The sequence below is a fragment of the Plantibacter sp. ME-Dv--P-095 genome, assembly GCF_030209365.1.
In the GTDB taxonomy this organism is placed as follows: Bacteria; Actinomycetota; Actinomycetes; order Actinomycetales; family Microbacteriaceae; genus Plantibacter.
The window spans coordinates 71719-87297 of record NZ_JARVSB010000007.1 but is presented as its reverse complement, the minus strand read 5'-3'; the positions used below and the strand labels follow the sequence as shown (position 1 = coordinate 87297).

The following is a 15579-nucleotide window of genomic DNA, read 5'->3' as shown; positions in this document are numbered from 1 at the left end:
GCCCCGGGCGTCGCGCCGGGTCGTGGATCGGGGTGCGCGACACCATCAGCCGGCCTGTCCGGTCTCGGCGCGATCCGCGGCGGTGCGCTCGATCGTCACCGCGACGTCCGCGAACGGCACCGTGATCGGGGCGCTCGGCTTGTGGAGGGTGACCCGCACCGCCTCCGCGCGCGGGTTCGACAGCACGACGGCGGCGATGCGCTCCGCGACGGTCTCGATGAGGTCGACCGGGTCGCGCTCGACCGCGGCGACCACGGCTTCCGCCAGCTCGCCGTAGTGCATGGTCGCGCCGAGTTCGTCGCCGCCTGCCGCAGGGCGGAGGTCGAGGGTGACCGTCACGTCGATGACGAACTCCTGCCCCGCTTCGCGCTCGAAGTCGAAGACGCCGTGGTGGGCGAAGGCCCGCAGGCCTGTGAGGGTGATCGAATCAGTCATCGGCTCCACCTTGCCATGCATCGAGGGTGTCGAGGGCGAGTCTCGTGGCGGCGACGTCGTGGACGCGGACGCCCCAGGCGCCGGCTTGGACCGCCAGCACGCTGACCACGGCACTCGGGAGATCGCGATCGGTCATCGGCGCGTCGTCCGGCAGGAGTGCGCCGAGGAACCGCTTGCGCGAGGCGCCGACGAGCACCGGATAGCCGAGCTCGAGCAGCAGGTCGAGGCGCGCGAGGATGCGCCAGTTGTGCTCGGTGTGCTTCGAGAAGCCGAGCCCCGGATCGACGACGATCCGCTGCGGATCGACGCCCTGACCGAGCAGGGTCGACACGCGGTCGTCGAGTTCGCGCGCCACGTCGACCGCCGCGTCCGTGTACGAGGCGCGGCTCGCCATGTCCACCGAGTGGCCGCGCCAGTGGCTGATGACGCAGTCGAGGCCGGATGCGGCCATGAACGCCGGCATCCGATCGTCCGCGAGCCCGCCGGACACGTCGTTGATGATCGACGCACCGGCGTCGGCTGCAGCTCGGGCGGTCTCGGCGCTCATGGTGTCGATGCTCACCCGCACCCCGGCCGCCGCCAGGGCCGACACGACGGGTGCGACCCGGTGTTGTTCCTCGCGGGTGTCGACCCGAGCGGCGCCCGGCCGGGTGGACTCACCGCCCACGTCGATGACGGTGGCCCCCGCAGCGACGAGCTCGAGGCCGTGCGCGACGGCGTCGTCGACGTCGAAGTAGCGGCCGCCGTCGCTGAAGGAGTCGGGCGTGACGTTGACGACGCCCATGATCTCGGGCTCCGTCGTCGGCGCCGCGGTCGTGCGTCGGCCGTCTGCGGGGACGGCGTGCCCGTCGTCGCTCGTCACCGGATCACCGGGCCTGTTCGGCGGTGGTGCCGATCAGCTGCATGAGTTCGGCCCGCGCGGCAGGATCTGCGAGGGCGCCGCGGCTGGCGATCGTAACGGTGGTGCTCGTCAGCTGACGCGAGCCGCGCATGGACACGCAGCCGTGCGCCGCCTCGAGCACGACGAGGACGCCGCGTGGGGCGAGTCGCTCCTCGAGGACGTCGGCGATCTGCTCGCTCAGTCGCTCCTGCACCTGCGGGCGGGACGCGATCGTGTCGACGACCTTCGGCAGGGCGCCGAGCCCGATGACGCGTTCGTCGGGGAGGTAGGCGATGTGCGCCGTGCCGAGGAACGGCAGCAGGTGGTGCTCGCACACGGAACGGAAGGCGATGTCGCGGACGAGCACGGCGTCGCTCGTCGCACCCTCCTCGATGGGGATCGTGCGAGCCAGGTGCTCACCGGCGTCCTGGCCGATGCCGCTGAAGAACTCCGCGTACGCGTCGGCGACGCGCGTCGGGGTGTCGGCCAGGCCGTCGCGGGCCGGATCCTCGCCGATCGCGTCGAGGATCTCCAGGACGGCCGCAGCGATTCGCGCTCGGTCGACGGACGGCCGCGAGGCCGAGTCTGCATCAGACTCGGCCTGCGCGGCTCCGGCCGCGGCGTTCGCGGGGTGCTCGCCGGGCGTCATGCGGGCTAGGCGGTCGCCGGTCGAGGCTTCGTGGCGCGGGTGCGCTTCGGCTTTACTGGCGCCTCCGGCTCCGGCTCGGAGCTCACGCCGCCGTCCGCCGCACCCGAGTCGATGGGGGCGGTGAACGTCGTCGAGCCGACGGCGGAACCGGACCCGACCGGGCGCTTCTTGCTGGACAGCCACACCGGACGCGCCGGGAGCTTCTTGACGTCCTTGAAGATCTCGGCCAGCTGCAGGTGGTCGAGGGTCTCCTTCTCCATCAGCTCGGCGGCCAGGCGGTCGAGCACGGCGCGGTTGGTCGTGATGACCTGCCAGGCCTCGTCGTGTGCGGCCTCGATGAGTTCGCGGACCTGGGCGTCGACCCGCTGCGCGATCTCCTCGGAGTAGTCGCGCTGGTGGCCCATGTCGCGGCCGAGGAACATCTCACCGGAGGACTGACCGAGCTTCACGGCGCCGACGTCGGTCGTCATGCCGTACTCGGTGACCATCTTGCGGGCGATGCCGGTGGCCTTCTCGATGTCGTTCGAGGCGCCGGTGGTCGGGTCGTGGAAGACGAGCTCCTCGGCGACGCGGCCGCCCATCGCGTAGGCGAGCTGGTCGAGCAGCTCGTTGCGCGTGACGGAGTACTTGTCCTCGAGCGGGAGCACCATCGTGTAGCCGAGGGCGCGGCCGCGGGGCAGGATCGTGACCTTCGTGACGGGGTCGGTGTTGTTCATCGCCGCTGCCGCGAGCGCGTGACCACCCTCGTGGTACGCGGTGATGAGCTTCTCCTGCTCGCGCATGACGCGGGTGCGTCGCTGCGGACCGGCGATGACGCGGTCGATGGCCTCGTCGAGTGCACGGTTGTCGATGAGCTGTGCGTTCGAGCGCGCGGTCAGCAGCGCCGCCTCGTTGAGGACGTTGGCGAGGTCGGCACCGGTGAAGCCGGGCGACTTGCGGGCGACGACCTCGAGGTCGACGCTCGCGGCCAGGGGCTTGCCCTTACCGTGCACCTCGAGGATCCGCTTGCGGCCGGCGAGGTCCGGGGCGTCGACGCCGATCTGGCGGTCGAAGCGACCGGGACGCAGGAGCGCGGGGTCGAGGATGTCGGGACGGTTCGTCGCGGCGATGAGGATCACATTGGTCTTGACGTCGAAGCCGTCCATCTCCACCAGGAGCTGGTTGAGGGTCTGCTCGCGCTCGTCGTGACCGCCGCCCATGCCGGCACCACGGTGACGACCGACGGCGTCGATCTCGTCGACGAAGATGATCGCCGGCGAGTTCTCCTTGGCCTGCTGGAACAGGTCGCGGACGCGGCTCGCGCCGACACCCACGAACATCTCGACGAAGTCTGAGCCGGAGATGGAGTAGAAGGGGACGCCTGCCTCGCCGGCGACGGCGCGGGCGAGCAGGGTCTTACCGGTTCCGGGAGGGCCGTAGAGCAGCACACCCTTCGGGATGCGGGCGCCGACGGCCTGGAACTTCGCGGGCTCCTTGAGGAAGTCCTTGATCTCCTCGAGCTCCTCGATGGCCTCGTCGGCACCGGCAACGTCGTCGAAGGTGACCTTCGGCGACTCCTTCGAGACGAGCTTCGCCTTCGACTTGCCGAACTGCATGACCTTGTTGCCGCCGCCCTGCATGCCGGACAGCATCAGCCAGAAGAACACACCGATCAGGAGCAGCGGCAGCAGGAGACCGAGCATCGACAGCAGCCAGCTCGGCTGCGGGACCTTGTCGTTGTACCCGCCGGAGGGGTCTGCGGCGTCGACGGCCTCGACCACGTCGGCGGCACGAGCGCCGACGTAGTAGAACTGCACCTGCTTGCCGAACTCGTCGTCCGCCTTCGTCAGCGTGAGGTCGACGCGCTGGTCGCCGTCCGTGATGACGGCCTCCTTGACCTGCCCCTTCTCGAGGAAGGCCAGGCCTTCCTGCGTGGAGACCTCACGGAAGCCGTTCATGCTCATCAGGCTGATGCCGATCCAGAAGACCAGAGCAGCGATGATGAGGTACGGGATGGGACCCTTGAAGAGGCGCTTGACGTTCATAGTTGAGAGGCCGGGACTGGCCCGTTCCCTTTCTGCAGGAGGGGTCGACGGGCGGAGCCGCGTCGGAAATCAGGCTACCCCCTCGCTGCTGGATGCCTCCCCCATGTTTGCCATGGGCTTAACGAGTGATCCAGGCGAGGTTCGTCGCTCGCTCAGGCGTAGACGTGAGGGGCGAGCACGCCGACGTCGCGGAGGTTGCGGTACTTCTCGTCGAAGTCGAGACCGTACCCGACGACGAAGTCGTTCGGGATGTCGAAGCCGACGTACTTGCACTCGACGTGGACCTTCGCGGCCTCCGGCTTGCGCAGGAGCGCGCAGACCTCGATCGAGGCGGCGCCGCGCGAGGCGAAGTTCTCGAGCAGCCAGGAGAGGGTGAGGCCGGAGTCGATGATGTCCTCGACGATCAGGACGTGACGGTTCGTGAGGTCTGCGTCGAGGTCCTTGCGGATCTGCACGACACCGCTCGACTTCGTGCCGGCCCCGTAGGAGCTGACGGCCATCCAGTCCATGGACAGCGGGATGCGGAGTTCGCGCGCCAGGTCGGCCATGACCATGACCGCGCCCTTCAGGACGCCGACGAGCAGGACGTCCTTCCCGGCGTAGTCGACCTCGATCCGGCGGGCGAGTTCGGCGAGCTTGTCGCGGATCTCCTGCTCGGTGACGAGGATGGTCGTGAGGTCGTCCGAAATGTCGCTCTGCTCCATGCGTCGAGTGTATGCGAGATGACCCGGACGCCGGTGCGCACCTCCTCCTCGCGGGGCCTGCCGTCAGCGCGCGGAGAACACGATGCGGCCGTCGCGGCGCATGGCCCGGCAGCCGGGCAGATCGATCGGTCCCTGCCCGGCCCAGTCGGTCACGAGCCGCGCGACCTCGATCGTCTGCGTCCTGGAGAGGGCGACCCCGAACTCGCTCTGCACGATGTACCGGATGACGCGCTGCCGGAGCGCGGCGGGGTTCGCAGCGAGCGCCGCCGCGCTGACGGAGATCCCGGCCTCGGCGTGCTCGACGATCTCCTCGATGGTCTCCTCGATCATCTCCTCGAAGGCCTCGGCGTCCTCCCGCATGGCGTCCGCGGTGCGGGCGAGCGCCTCCGCGATGCCCGGTCCGAGTTCGCTCTCGAGCACGGGGAGCACCCGCTCCCGCACACGGACACGCGTGTACGCGGCGTCGGTGTTGTGCGGGTCGTCCCAGGGGGTGAGGCCCATCGCGGCACACGCCTCGCGGGTCTGCGCCCGGCGGACGCCGAGGAGCGGGCGGACGAGGGCGCCGCTGACGGGCGACATCCCCTGCAGGCTGCCGGCGCCGGATCCGCGGGCGAGCCCGAGGAGCACCGTCTCGGCCTGGTCGTCGAGCGTGTGTGCGAGCAATACGGCCGACGCCCCGGCCTCGACGCGTGCGCCCTCGAGCGCCGCGTACCGGGCATCGCGCGCAGCCGCCTCCGGACCGCCGTCTGCACCGACCTCGACCCGCCGGACGAGCACCGGGTCGAGGCCCATCGCCCTCGCCTGGTCAGCCGCGCGGGCGGCGACGGCTGGGGAATCCGTCTGCAGGCCGTGGTCGACGATGACGGCACCGGCCTGCAACCCGAGCTTCGACGCCTCGAAGGCGGTCGCCGCGGCGAGGGCGAGCGAGTCCGCCCCACCACTTAGGGCGACGAGGAGGTCCGCCTCGCCCTCCGCCCTGGAGCCGGCCGCCGACCACCGGCCGATCGCGTCGCGGACCGCCTTCCGCAGTAGGGCGACGGACGGGTGGAGCGGAGGTCGGACGTCGTTCACGCGCTCCACGCTATTGCACGACGGCGGGCGTCCCCCGGTACCGGTGGCTCCTGGGCGCATCGGTTAGGGTTGGTCCTCGTCGGCGACCGTGCCGATTCCAGGACATCCAACCTCGCAAGGAGCAGGCTTATGGCCGAGTACGACGCCGTCATCGAGATCCCGCGGGGCAGCCGCAACAAGTACGAGATCGACCACGAGACCGGTCGGGTCTTCCTCGACCGCGTGCTGTTCACGAGCTTCGTCTACCCCACCGACTACGGCTTCTTCGAGAACACCCTCGGCGAGGACGGCGACCCGGTCGACGTGCTGGTCCTCCTCGACTTCCCGACGTTCCCGGGCGTCGGCATCAAGGTCCGTCCCGTGGGCGTGCTGCACATGACCGACGACGGCGGCGGCGACGACAAGGTCATCGCCGTGCAGTACAAGGACCCGCGCTGGGCGCACATCCAGGACCTCAACGACATCCCGCAGGCGACGCGCGACGAGATCGAGCACTTCTTCGTCCACTACAAGGACACCGAGCCCGGCAAGTGGGCTCGCATCGACGGCTGGGGCGACGCCGCCGCCGCCGAGAAGATCATCCTCGCGGGCTTCGAGAAGCTCAAGGCGGAGGGTCACTGACCCCCTGAGGCCCAGCCTCACCCCGCACGACGAAGCGGCCGACACCCTCGGGTGTCGGCCGCTTCGTCGTGCGGGGTGCCGCGATCAGCCGAGCGGTGCGCCGCGGTCGGCCATGAACGGCTGGGCGTCGATCGCGTTGCCGTTGATGCGGACCTCGAAGTGCAGGTGGCAGCCGGTGGAGGCGCCGGTCGTGCCGACGTAGGCGATGACCTGCCCCGCGGAGACCTGGTAGCCGACACCGACCTGGATGCCGCCGTCCACGATGTGCGCGTAGCCGGTCGAAACACCCGATCCGTGGTCGATGAGGATGAAGTTGCCGTAGGTGCCGTACCACCCGGCATAGGTCACCGTGCCGGAGGTCGCCGCGTAGATCGGGATCCCGCACCCGCCCGCGATGTCCGTACCCCGGTGGAAACTGCCCGAGCTGCCACCGCCGGTGGAGATCGGGTCGCGATAGCCGTAGGTGCCGGAGATGCTGCCGGACGCCGGGATGGCCCAGCCCTGGCTGCTGAGCTGACCGCCATCGGCGCTCTGCCCTCGGGCCGCAGCCTCGGCTGCGGCCTTCGCCTTCGCCGCGGCCACGCCGGCCTCGTAGTCCTGGACCGTCTTGGCCGTGGTGTCCTGCAACGCCGTCAACTGCGCGTTGAGCGTGACGATCAGCTCCTGGTTCTGCTCCAGCTTCGCCGCCGCCGCGGACGCCGCCTCCTGCGCGGCCTGCATGGCGGCCTGCGCGGCCTGCCGCAGCGACTCGCGTTCGTCGCGGGCGACGCCTGCCTGCTCACCGAGCGCCGCTGCGGTGTTCCGCGCGGCGACGGCCTGCTCGTAGACACCGTTGCTGTGCTCGGCGACCTGGTTCATGTTGCCGAGCTTCGACAGGAGGTCGGTCGCGCCCTTGCTCTCCCCGTCGAGGAAGAGGCTCAGGCTGAGGTCGGCACCACCGGAGCGGTACAGCTGGGAGGCGACCCGACCGGCCTGCTTGGTGGCCGTGTCGGCTTCGGTGGTCTTCGCGTCGGCTTGGGCCTGGATCGCGGTCGCACGGGCGTCGGCCTCGAAGAACGCCTCTTCGGCCGCCTGGAACTCGGTTCCGCGCTTCTGGGCCTCGTCCTGGGCCACTTGCAGTTCGTCCTGCAACTGGACGATGAAGTTCTTGATGTTCGTGACCTCGGCCGCCTTCGCGGCCTCGTTGCCCTTCGCCGCCTGGACGTCGTCCCATGAGGGATAGTCGGCTGCCGAAGCCGGTCCCGCGATGCCGAAGGATCCGACGATCGCGAGGGACATCACGACCGCGGCGGCGAGGCGTCCGCGCCAACGGGCGGAGGACACCGTCCCGGAGGTCGTCGTCCGGCCTCGGCGCGAGGCACCGGGAAGTCTCTTGCTCATGAAGTACGGCCCATCTCGGTTCGCTGCAGTCACATCGGTCACATCTGTACCACTGTCCACGGTACCCCCGGAGGGGTGGGGACAGCCCTCGGACACCCCGCGCGGCGCGGCCGGGCGGGCATGGTGCCACGCCCGAGGCTAACCCCGGCGATGTGCGGCTCAGCGACCATTCGGCGCCTGTCGCGAGATCCGCCGTCGAGCGGGACACGGCGGCGGGGGAACCCGATTTTGGATTCCGGGGTTTCATCCGTATGCTTGTCGCTCGGTAGTCATGAAGCTTCAGGGCTTCGCGGCCCTATCGTTTAGCGGCCTAGGACACCGCCCTTTCACGGCGGCAGCACGGGTTCGAATCCCGTTGGGGTCACCACCGACTACTGGAAAAACAGCCGCTCAGATTCAGGTATAGTGAGTCTGCGCGACTGCGAGAAGCACCGAGCAACACCAGCATCACCGCAGTTCGTATCATCACCAATTCAACATGTATGGCCCTGTAGCGCAGTTGGTTAGCGTGCCGCCCTGTCACGGCGGAGGTCGCGGGTTCAAGTCCCGTCAGGGTCGCAAAAGGTCGGAAGCCCTCTCGCAAGGGAGGGCTTCTGCTTTTGAGACATCGTCGCCGTTCGTGCAGCTGATGTACTCGGCTCTGTAGCTCAGTTGGTAGAGCGCACGACTGAAAATCGTGAGGTCACGGGATCGACGCCCGTCGGAGCCACGGAACCCCCACCTAGCTTCTACATGGTGGGGGTTCTTTTTTTGCCCGGCCTGCCACCCAGCCCGCCGAGGCCCGACACGATTTGCCACGCCCGTCCACGGTGACCAGACTCGCAGCGTGGAGTCGAGACCGTCACGCCGAGCAACCAGCCGCACGCGGCGAGCGACCGTCCGCCGAGCACACTGGGTGGCCGCCTCCGTCCTCGGCGTGTTGCTGAGCGCCTCGCTCGTCTCCTGCTCCGATACGCAGTACGGACTGCCACCTGACGAAGCCGTCGGCACGTGGCGCAGCGGAGACACCCTGCTCGAGCTGGCCGACGACGGAACCTTCGACGCCACCGCCTGGCCCTCGGAGGTGCAGTGCAGCTTCGACGAAGACCCACGCGAGAACGACGTCATCGACTTCTCCGGGACATGGGTCGTGGACAACGAGGGAACCAATCGGGACCTCGTTCTGCGGCCCGACGACGGCGCTTGCGAGACGTCATCGATCACCTCCAGCGTGCGGAGCGACGACGATCTCGCTCGCCTGTGCATCCACACCCGCGGGTCCCTGTCCGGCCCGGCCGAGAACTTCTTCACCCTCTATCAGGGTGATCCGCCGGAGATCGAGGATCCGGATCGCTGCCTGAACTACTAGCCGGCACCGGCTCAGTGGGCCTGCGGGCAGACCTGTCTCGCTTCCCCGCTCCCTGAGCCTGCCGAAGGGCCTCCGAAGAACTTCCACAATCGAGACAGCTCAGCATCTGGAATGTCAGTGGTCCATGGTGGACTTGATCCATGACCGAGAGCACCGCTTCCGCAGTTCGAGCTGGCGATGAGTACGCCGCGCAGCTCGCGGAGTTCTCGGACGAGTACGCGGAGATCTGCCGGCAGCAAGCTGTGTTGGCCGCTCGGGCGGCGCGGCTCCTCGCTCGCTCGGCGGCGTATGCCGACGCCCTCGCCGACTCGGTCGTCCCGGCCATCTATCCGCCGGCCGAACGGCAGGCCCTCTCCCGCCGATCCACTTGCGCAGCGCTCGCCATGGCTACGCGAACGCCCGAGCAGACGGTTCAGCGGGCGACGAACGAAGCGGAACGGCTCGTGAACGAGGCACCCGCCGTGCTCGCTTCGCTCGAGGCCGGCCGCATCTCGGCTCGGCATGCGCAGACGATCACCGACCAACTCAGCGACGTGCCGACAGCGGGCCGGGCGGCGTTCCTGGAGGCGGTGTTACCGGTCGCGGAGCAGTTGACCGACGCCAGCCTCCGCAAGCGCGCCCGTGTCCTCCGGGAGCGCCTCCACCCGGAGTCCATCACCGCACGTGCGGTCCGCTCCGAGGCCGACCGTCGCGTCGAGTTCGAGCCCGCGACCGACGGCATGGCGTGGGTGCACCTGTTCACGACCGCACCGATCGCGCAGGGCATCATCGAGCGGGTCGAAGCCACAGCAGCGGAGTCGCGCGCAGCTGGCGACACCCGCACCTGCGCCCAGCTGCAGGCGGATGCCCTCGCGGCACTGGCCCTCACCGGCGTGACCCCGCAAGATGTCATGTCGAGCCCGGTGCTCCCGCACCCGATCGAGGTCCAGGAGCACATCACGCCCACCGTGCAGATCACCGTCCCCGCGCTCAGCCTGGCCGGCGTCTCTGATGCGCCGGCGACCCTCGACGGATACGGCCCGATCGACCCGGAGACGGCCGCCCGGCTCGCGGTGAACGCGCCCAGCCTGACCCGGATCCTGGTCCAGCCGGAAACCGGCGCCGTCCTCTCAGTTGGGCGGAAGCAGTACCGCGTGCCGGCCGATCTCCAACGGGCGGTGCGCCTCCGGGACGGCACCTGTCGCGCACCCGGCTGCGGCAGGCGCGCGCGGGCCTGCGACTTGGATCACTCGCTCGCGTGGGAAGACGGCGGGGCGACGGACGTCGGGAATCTCGCGTGCCTGTGCCGACATCACCACCGGATGAAGCACCTCCCGGGCTGGAACCTCGACCACGGGCCCGGTGGTGTCCTGGACTGGACGACACCCGACGGGAAACATCATCGGACGGAACCCGATCCCGCTCCGTTCTGACCACCTCCGGTCCCCGAGCGTGTCGGAGGGTTCTTCGTGGGCACTTCGACAAGCTCAGTGATCGGAGGAGATTCACGGGGCGCGCTTCGGTCCCTGAGCTTGTCGAAGGGTTTCTCGTGCGCACTTCGACAAGCTCAGTGACCAGGGACGCACTCAGCGACCGGCAGCGGTTCACCGGACACACTCCGGTCCCTGAGCCTGTCGAAGGGCAGTCGGAGTGCGCCCGCTCGGTGCGCGCGAAGGACCGTGGCCGGCTCCCGCCATGCGCCTTCATCCGCAAGCCCGAGACATCCAGGGTCGATCGAGACAGACTGGTGGCATGAGTTCTGCAGACGACCGCACCACCGACGGACCCGACGACGCCCACCAGATCCCGGACGGCGTCGACGACGCGACTGTGGAAGCGGTCGGCAAGGTGACCGAGGCGCTCGAGGTGGTGGAGCAGGCACGCGGCATGCTCTACGGCTTCCACCGCCTCACCGGCAAGGCGGACCTCGCGCTGGGCGAAGCGGCAGACGCGCTCCGCGACGCCGGGCACACCGAGCTCGCCGATCGCATCGATCGTGAGCTCGTCGGGCGGAACGTCATCGACGGACGCTGGACGTTCCAGATCGTCGAGGACTACGACGGCAACTACTGGGAGCCGTTCCGCACGCTCGAGGCACACGTGCGCGATGAACTCGCCGGCGGGCGCCGCCACCTCGCGGAAGCCGCCATGAAGGAGGACCGCCGCACCCACGGCGCTCCACACCACGAGGCGACGCCACCCACCGTCTGACGCCAGCCCGGAGGCGCCGGCGGCCGTCCCAGGACAGCCCCGGCAAGCGGTTAGGCTCGATCCGATGACCGACACACCTGTCTCCCGGACGAAGTTCTCCCGCCAGCTGGTGATCGTCGGAGCCGCCGAGTTCGCCGACGCGTACGGAGCCGACGCACTCACGCTCGCCGCCCTGGCCCGACACCTGGACACCTCGGCGCCCGCGCTCCTCAAGCACGTGCGGAGCACCGAGGACCTCCGAGCCGCCGTCGCGTCCCTCGCACTGGCCCACCTCGCCAGCAGCATCGACATCGCGACGAGTGGCCTCGGCGGGACGCCGGCGCTCACCGCACTGGCCGAGACCTACCGTCGCTTCGCCCTCGCCTACCCCGGCCGGTACACGCTCGCCTTCTCGACGACCGACGTCCGGACCGTCACCGGCGACCCCGCCGATCGGGAACTCGTCCTCCTCGTCGAACGGACCCTCGCCGGACGCGGGCTCGACAGCGTCGCGATGACCGACGCCGGCAGGATCGTCCGCGCGGCCCTCCACGGCTTCGTCTCCCTCGAGCTCGTCGACGGCTTCACCCGGGGTGCCGAGCCCGGCGCGAGCTACGCTGTCCTCGTCGAGCTGCTCGACCGTTCGTCCGCGCTCGGATCACGCCACCTCCAGGAGACGCCATGACCATCGACCCGACCACCCCGACGGCTCCGACCGTCCTCTTCGTCTGCGTGCACAACGCCGGACGCTCCCAGATGGCGGCCGGCTTCCTGGGCGCGCTCGCCGGCGACCGGGTCGAGGTGCTCTCGGCGGGCAGCGAACCCAAGGACCGCATCAACCAGGTCGCTGTCGAAGCGATGGCGGAGCACGGTATCGACATCACGGCCGCCGTCCCACGCATCCTCACCACGGAAGCGGTGCGGGCGTCGGACGCGGTGATCACCATGGGCTGCGGCGACGCCTGCCCGATCTTCCCCGGCAAACGCTACGAGGACTGGGAACTCGAGGATCCGGCGGGGCAGGGCATCGACGCCGTCCGACGCATCCGCGACGACATCGAGGAACGCATCGCGGCCCTGTTCGTCGAGTTGGTCCCCTCCGAGACGTCCGAGTTCCCGACCTCGATCGGGTCGGTCGCAGGCAGGGCGCTGTCCGCTCACGGGTTCACCCGGTTCGAGCAACTCACCAGGGTCTCCCCCGCGGCGCTCGCCCGCATCCACGGCGTGGGTCCGACGGCCATCGATGTCCTGTCCGCAGCACTCGACGCCCGCTCGCTCGCCTTCGCCTCCTGAGCGCGATCGTCGGCAGCCGCCCGGCGTCGGCCCGCAACCCCATTGCTCAGCGCGACACCCGTCGTATCGTGGTCGTATGAGCAAGCACGCAGCGAACGACGACCGCATCCCCGAGGACACCGAGACCACCGAGGACTCCATCGAGCAGGAGGTCGACGGTGAGGACACGTTCCTCCCCGTCGCCGAGCCGACCTCAGGCCCCGCCCCCGCACCGTAACCCGAGGAAGCGTCACCTGAGCCGCCGGGGGAACCTGCGGCTCAGGGGCGGACGAGTGCTCGGAGGTCCTCCAGGGAGCCGTCGAAGACGTTCACATCGATGAACTCCTCCTTGCCGACGTAACCGGCCAGGCGTTCCCGGCTGGTGTACTGCCACAGGTCCCACGCCCGCCCGTCCGACAGGACCGGTGGTGTGACGACCGAGCGGATCCAGAGCGGGTTCCGCTCGTACGCACCCGCGAGGAACGCGTCGGAGTACCGCATGGTCGCGTAGATGATCGGCGGTCGCCCGTAGTGCTCCTCGAGTGCCGCGAGGAGCGGATCGAGGACGGCGGCGACCCGCTCAGCACTCGGAGGCGTCCGGCAGTAGTCGGCGTAGCACTCGAGATCGATGGTGATCGGCAGCGCCCCTGCGGTGACGGGGACGGTGTCGAAGATGTTCTGCGCCTGCGTCTCGGCCGGGCTGTCGAAGCTCAGGAAGTGGTACGCCCCGACGAGCAGGCCGGTCTTCTCGGCCGCCCGCTGCGCGCCCGCCCAGTTCGCGGCGAACCGTTCGTCCTGATCGCCTGATCCCTCGGTCGCCTTCATGATCGCGAAGTCGATGCGCTGAGCCGCGAGGACATCCCAGTCGATCTCGCCCTGATACGAGGAGACGTCGACCCCTCGCACCGCGTACGAGGCGGCCAGGATGGCGTTCGGCCGCACGAGCCCCATGGCGATGAGCGCCACGCAGACCACGCCGATCGCGAGCGTGCCGGCCGCCCCGACGACGAGCGGCCACCAGCGTCTCCAGAATCGGTTCATCGACTCACTGTGTCACGTCTCGGCCGGTCACCTCGCCGTCGTGCCCCGGCGCGTGATGGCTCACCGCGGATACAGGACGGCGGTCTGCGGGTCGACGACGAGGTCCACGGGATCACCGGTGGACCACCCGGCCGAGGCGAGCGTCGGCACCGTGACGTCGGCCGCGAGGAGTTCCGTGCGGATTCGGACGACGTCACCACGCGGTTCGAGGTCGGTGATGACCGCCCGGACGGCGCCGCCACCGGGAGCCTGGTCGGCGTCGAACACCTCCACCCGCGACGGCCGGAACGCGCAGGCGACGGCGGCCCCGAGCGGCATGGGCTCCCCCTCGACGACCGGGCCGACCGCGACCTCCGTCCCGTCGACCAGCCGGAGCCCGCTCCGCGTCCGCACGCCCGTCAGGAGGTTCAGGCCGGCGAGGTCGGCGGTGAACGCACTCCGCGGCCGCTCCAACACCTCCGAGGTCGGCCCCTGCTCGACGATGTGCCCGGCGTCGAGCACGACGACCCGATCGGCGAGGGTGTACGCGTCCAGCACCTCGTGGGTCACGAGCAGGGTCGTGCGTCCGCGCAACTGTTCGCGGAGCATGCGACGCAGCTGCGGGGCGACCGAGGCGTCGAGCGCGGCCATCGGTTCGTCGAGGAGGAGCAGCGCGGGATCCGGCGCGAGCGCCCGGGCGAGCGCCACGCGTTGCGCCTGACCGCCGGACAGCTCAGCGGGTCGGCGGTCCTCGAGGTGGGACGCCTCCACCGATGCCAACCGCCGCCTGGCGATGTCCCGTGCCTCGCCGCGCGACATCCCGGCGACGAGCGGCCCGTAGGCGACGTTGTCGAGCACGGTCCGGTGCGGGAAGAGCAGCGCCTCCTGGGCGAGCAGTGAGACACCTCGCCGGTGGGGCGGGAGCCAGCGCTCACGCCCGGCCTCACCCACCCGGAACAGTTCACGACCGCCGAGCGTCGCCAGCCCCGTGTCCGGCCGCAGGAGACCCGCGAGGACGGCGAGCAACGTGGACTTGCCAGCTCCGTTCGGTCCGAGCACGGCGACGGTCTCACCGGGGGCGAGCTCGACGGCGACGTCCCAATCGCGGGCGCGCATGGTCGCCCGCAGGCTGAGCGGTGAACCGCCACGCTCCGCCGGGATCATCGATCGACTCCGACGACGGGTCGCGGAGACGGTCGCCGCCCACGGGCCGGACGTCGCGTCACCGCTCCACGGGCACCGGCGACCCCGACGACGAGGACGGCCACCACGACGAGGACGAGCGACAGGGCGACCGCGGCGTCCGGATCGGTCTCGCGTTGCAGGTAGATCTCGAGCGGGAGCGTGCGGGTCACGCCCTGCAGACTCCCCGCGAAGGTGAGCGTGGCGCCGAATTCGCCGAGCGCCCGCGCGAACGAGAGGATGGCGCCGGAGACGATGGCGGGCGCGATGAGCGGCAGCGTGACCGTCCGGAAGACCGTGGTCGGCCGCGCACCGAGCGTCGCCGCGACCGCCTCGTAGCGAGCGCCGCTCGTGCGGATCGCACCCTCGAGACTCAGGACGAGGAACGGCAGGGCGACGAAGGTCTGGGCGAGGACCACGGCGGTCGTGGAGAACGCGATGCTGAGCCCGGCGTCGGCGAGCGCCGGGCCGAGCAGGCCGAGCCGGCCGAAGGTGTAGAGCAGGGCGATGCCGCCGACGACCGGGGGAAGCACGAGCGGGAGGAGGACGAGCGACCGCAGGAGCCGCTGGCCCGGGAACCGTGTGCGGGCGAGGACGAGCGCGAGCGGCACGCCGAACAGGACGCAGAGTGCCGTCGCGATGAGCGAGGTCCGCAGACTCAGGCCGAGCGCCGCGACCGAGGACTCCGAGGTCACGAGGGCGCCGAAGTCCGCCCAGTCGACCCGCAGCACGATCGCGACGAGCGGGAGCAGCACAAACGCCGCTCCGATCGCCGCGATGACGACGACCCAGCGGGGCACCCCCGAGCCCTGGTTCCTCATGCG

16 protein-coding genes, 3 tRNA genes and 1 pseudogene are annotated in these 15579 nt (G+C 70.1%); 10 read left to right on the top strand and 10 right to left on the bottom strand.

The window, feature by feature from the left end; genetic code table 11:
* Positions 1–45: 45 nt before the first annotated feature.
* The 6 genes from folB to tilS all read right to left on the bottom strand — a co-directional run bounded on the left by folB (position 46) and on the right by tilS (position 5763).
* Positions 46–435: a dihydroneopterin aldolase gene (gene folB, locus QRN26_RS10380; RefSeq protein ID WP_082455910.1), complete on the bottom strand. Its 390-nt coding sequence runs from the start codon at positions 433–435 to the stop codon at positions 46–48.
* A complete protein-coding gene (gene folP / locus QRN26_RS10375; RefSeq protein ID WP_285037033.1) occupies positions 428–1219 on the bottom strand; it encodes a dihydropteroate synthase in 792 nt (263 codons plus the stop codon). The genes folB and folP overlap by 8 nt, the downstream gene beginning before the upstream one ends.
* Before the next feature lie 82 nt (positions 1220–1301).
* Entirely contained in the window at positions 1302–1964 is a 663-nt protein-coding gene (folE, locus tag QRN26_RS10370; protein ID WP_285036541.1) for a GTP cyclohydrolase I FolE, read from the bottom strand.
* 5 nt (positions 1965–1969) lie between these two features.
* On the bottom strand, positions 1970–3988 hold the full coding sequence (ftsH, locus tag QRN26_RS10365) for an ATP-dependent zinc metalloprotease FtsH (RefSeq protein ID WP_285036539.1): 2019 nt from the start codon (positions 3986–3988) through the stop codon (positions 1970–1972).
* Between the two features lie 152 nt (positions 3989–4140).
* Entirely contained in the window at positions 4141–4692 is a 552-nt protein-coding gene (gene hpt, locus QRN26_RS10360) for a hypoxanthine phosphoribosyltransferase (protein ID WP_056008438.1), read from the bottom strand.
* Between the two features lie 63 nt (positions 4693–4755).
* Entirely contained in the window at positions 4756–5763 is a 1008-nt protein-coding gene (tilS, locus tag QRN26_RS10355; RefSeq protein WP_285036535.1) for a tRNA lysidine(34) synthetase TilS, read from the bottom strand.
* Between the two features lie 129 nt (positions 5764–5892).
* Here tilS and QRN26_RS10350 point away from each other — a divergent pair, with 129 nt between their 5' ends.
* Positions 5893–6384, top strand: a complete 492-nt coding sequence (locus tag QRN26_RS10350; protein ID WP_056008441.1) for an inorganic diphosphatase — start codon at positions 5893–5895, stop codon at positions 6382–6384.
* Positions 6385–6468: 84 nt separating this feature from the next.
* Here the strand turns inward: QRN26_RS10350 and QRN26_RS10345 are convergent, their stop codons facing one another.
* The gene (locus QRN26_RS10345; RefSeq protein ID WP_285036531.1) at positions 6469–7764 is read right to left on the bottom strand and encodes a M23 family metallopeptidase; all 1296 of its coding nucleotides are present in this window, start codon (positions 7762–7764) and stop codon (positions 6469–6471) included.
* A gap of 291 nt (positions 7765–8055) precedes the next feature.
* Here QRN26_RS10345 and QRN26_RS10340 point away from each other — a divergent pair.
* The 9 genes and pseudogenes from QRN26_RS10340 (at position 8056) to QRN26_RS10300 (ending at position 12791) form a co-directional block, all read left to right on the top strand.
* Positions 8056–8131, top strand: a tRNA-Glu gene (locus QRN26_RS10340).
* A 117-nt stretch (positions 8132–8248) separates the two neighbouring features.
* Positions 8249–8322 (top strand) — tRNA-Asp (locus tag QRN26_RS10335).
* A gap of 78 nt (positions 8323–8400) precedes the next feature.
* A tRNA-Phe gene (locus QRN26_RS10330) sits at positions 8401–8473 on the top strand.
* A 186-nt stretch (positions 8474–8659) separates the two neighbouring features.
* On the top strand, positions 8660–9112 hold the full coding sequence (locus QRN26_RS10325) for a hypothetical protein (RefSeq protein WP_285036529.1): 453 nt from the start codon (positions 8660–8662) through the stop codon (positions 9110–9112).
* Positions 9113–9252: 140 nt separating this feature from the next.
* Positions 9253–10524, top strand: a complete 1272-nt coding sequence (locus QRN26_RS10320) for an HNH endonuclease signature motif containing protein (RefSeq protein ID WP_285036527.1) — start codon at positions 9253–9255, stop codon at positions 10522–10524.
* Positions 10525–10843: 319 nt separating this feature from the next.
* Entirely contained in the window at positions 10844–11302 is a 459-nt protein-coding gene (locus QRN26_RS10315; RefSeq protein WP_056778966.1) for a hypothetical protein, read from the top strand.
* A gap of 64 nt (positions 11303–11366) precedes the next feature.
* Positions 11367–11966, top strand: a complete 600-nt coding sequence (locus tag QRN26_RS10310; protein WP_285036523.1) for a TetR-like C-terminal domain-containing protein — start codon at positions 11367–11369, stop codon at positions 11964–11966.
* A pseudogene (locus tag QRN26_RS10305) lies at positions 11963–12376 on the top strand (arsenate reductase ArsC); the annotation flags it as partial. The gene QRN26_RS10310 and the pseudogene QRN26_RS10305, both read left to right, overlap by 4 nt.
* A 274-nt stretch (positions 12377–12650) precedes the next feature.
* A complete protein-coding gene (locus QRN26_RS10300; protein ID WP_285036520.1) occupies positions 12651–12791 on the top strand; it encodes a hypothetical protein in 141 nt (46 codons plus the stop codon).
* Positions 12792–12832: 41 nt separating this feature from the next.
* On the opposite strand, the gene QRN26_RS10295 is transcribed toward QRN26_RS10300, so the two are convergent.
* Genes QRN26_RS10295 through QRN26_RS10285 form a run of 3 tightly spaced genes read right to left on the bottom strand, consistent with a single transcriptional unit; the run spans position 12833 to position 15576 of the window.
* Positions 12833–13594, bottom strand: coding sequence for a GH25 family lysozyme (locus QRN26_RS10295; protein WP_285036518.1), 762 nt, complete (start codon positions 13592–13594; stop codon positions 12833–12835).
* A gap of 60 nt (positions 13595–13654) precedes the next feature.
* Complete coding sequence (locus QRN26_RS10290; RefSeq protein WP_285036515.1) at positions 13655–14689, bottom strand: sulfate/molybdate ABC transporter ATP-binding protein; 1035 nt, start codon at positions 14687–14689, stop codon at positions 13655–13657.
* A 44-nt stretch (positions 14690–14733) separates the two neighbouring features.
* On the bottom strand, positions 14734–15576 hold the full coding sequence (locus QRN26_RS10285) for an ABC transporter permease (protein WP_285036513.1): 843 nt from the start codon (positions 15574–15576) through the stop codon (positions 14734–14736).
* Between the last annotated feature and the right edge of the window lie 3 nt (positions 15577–15579).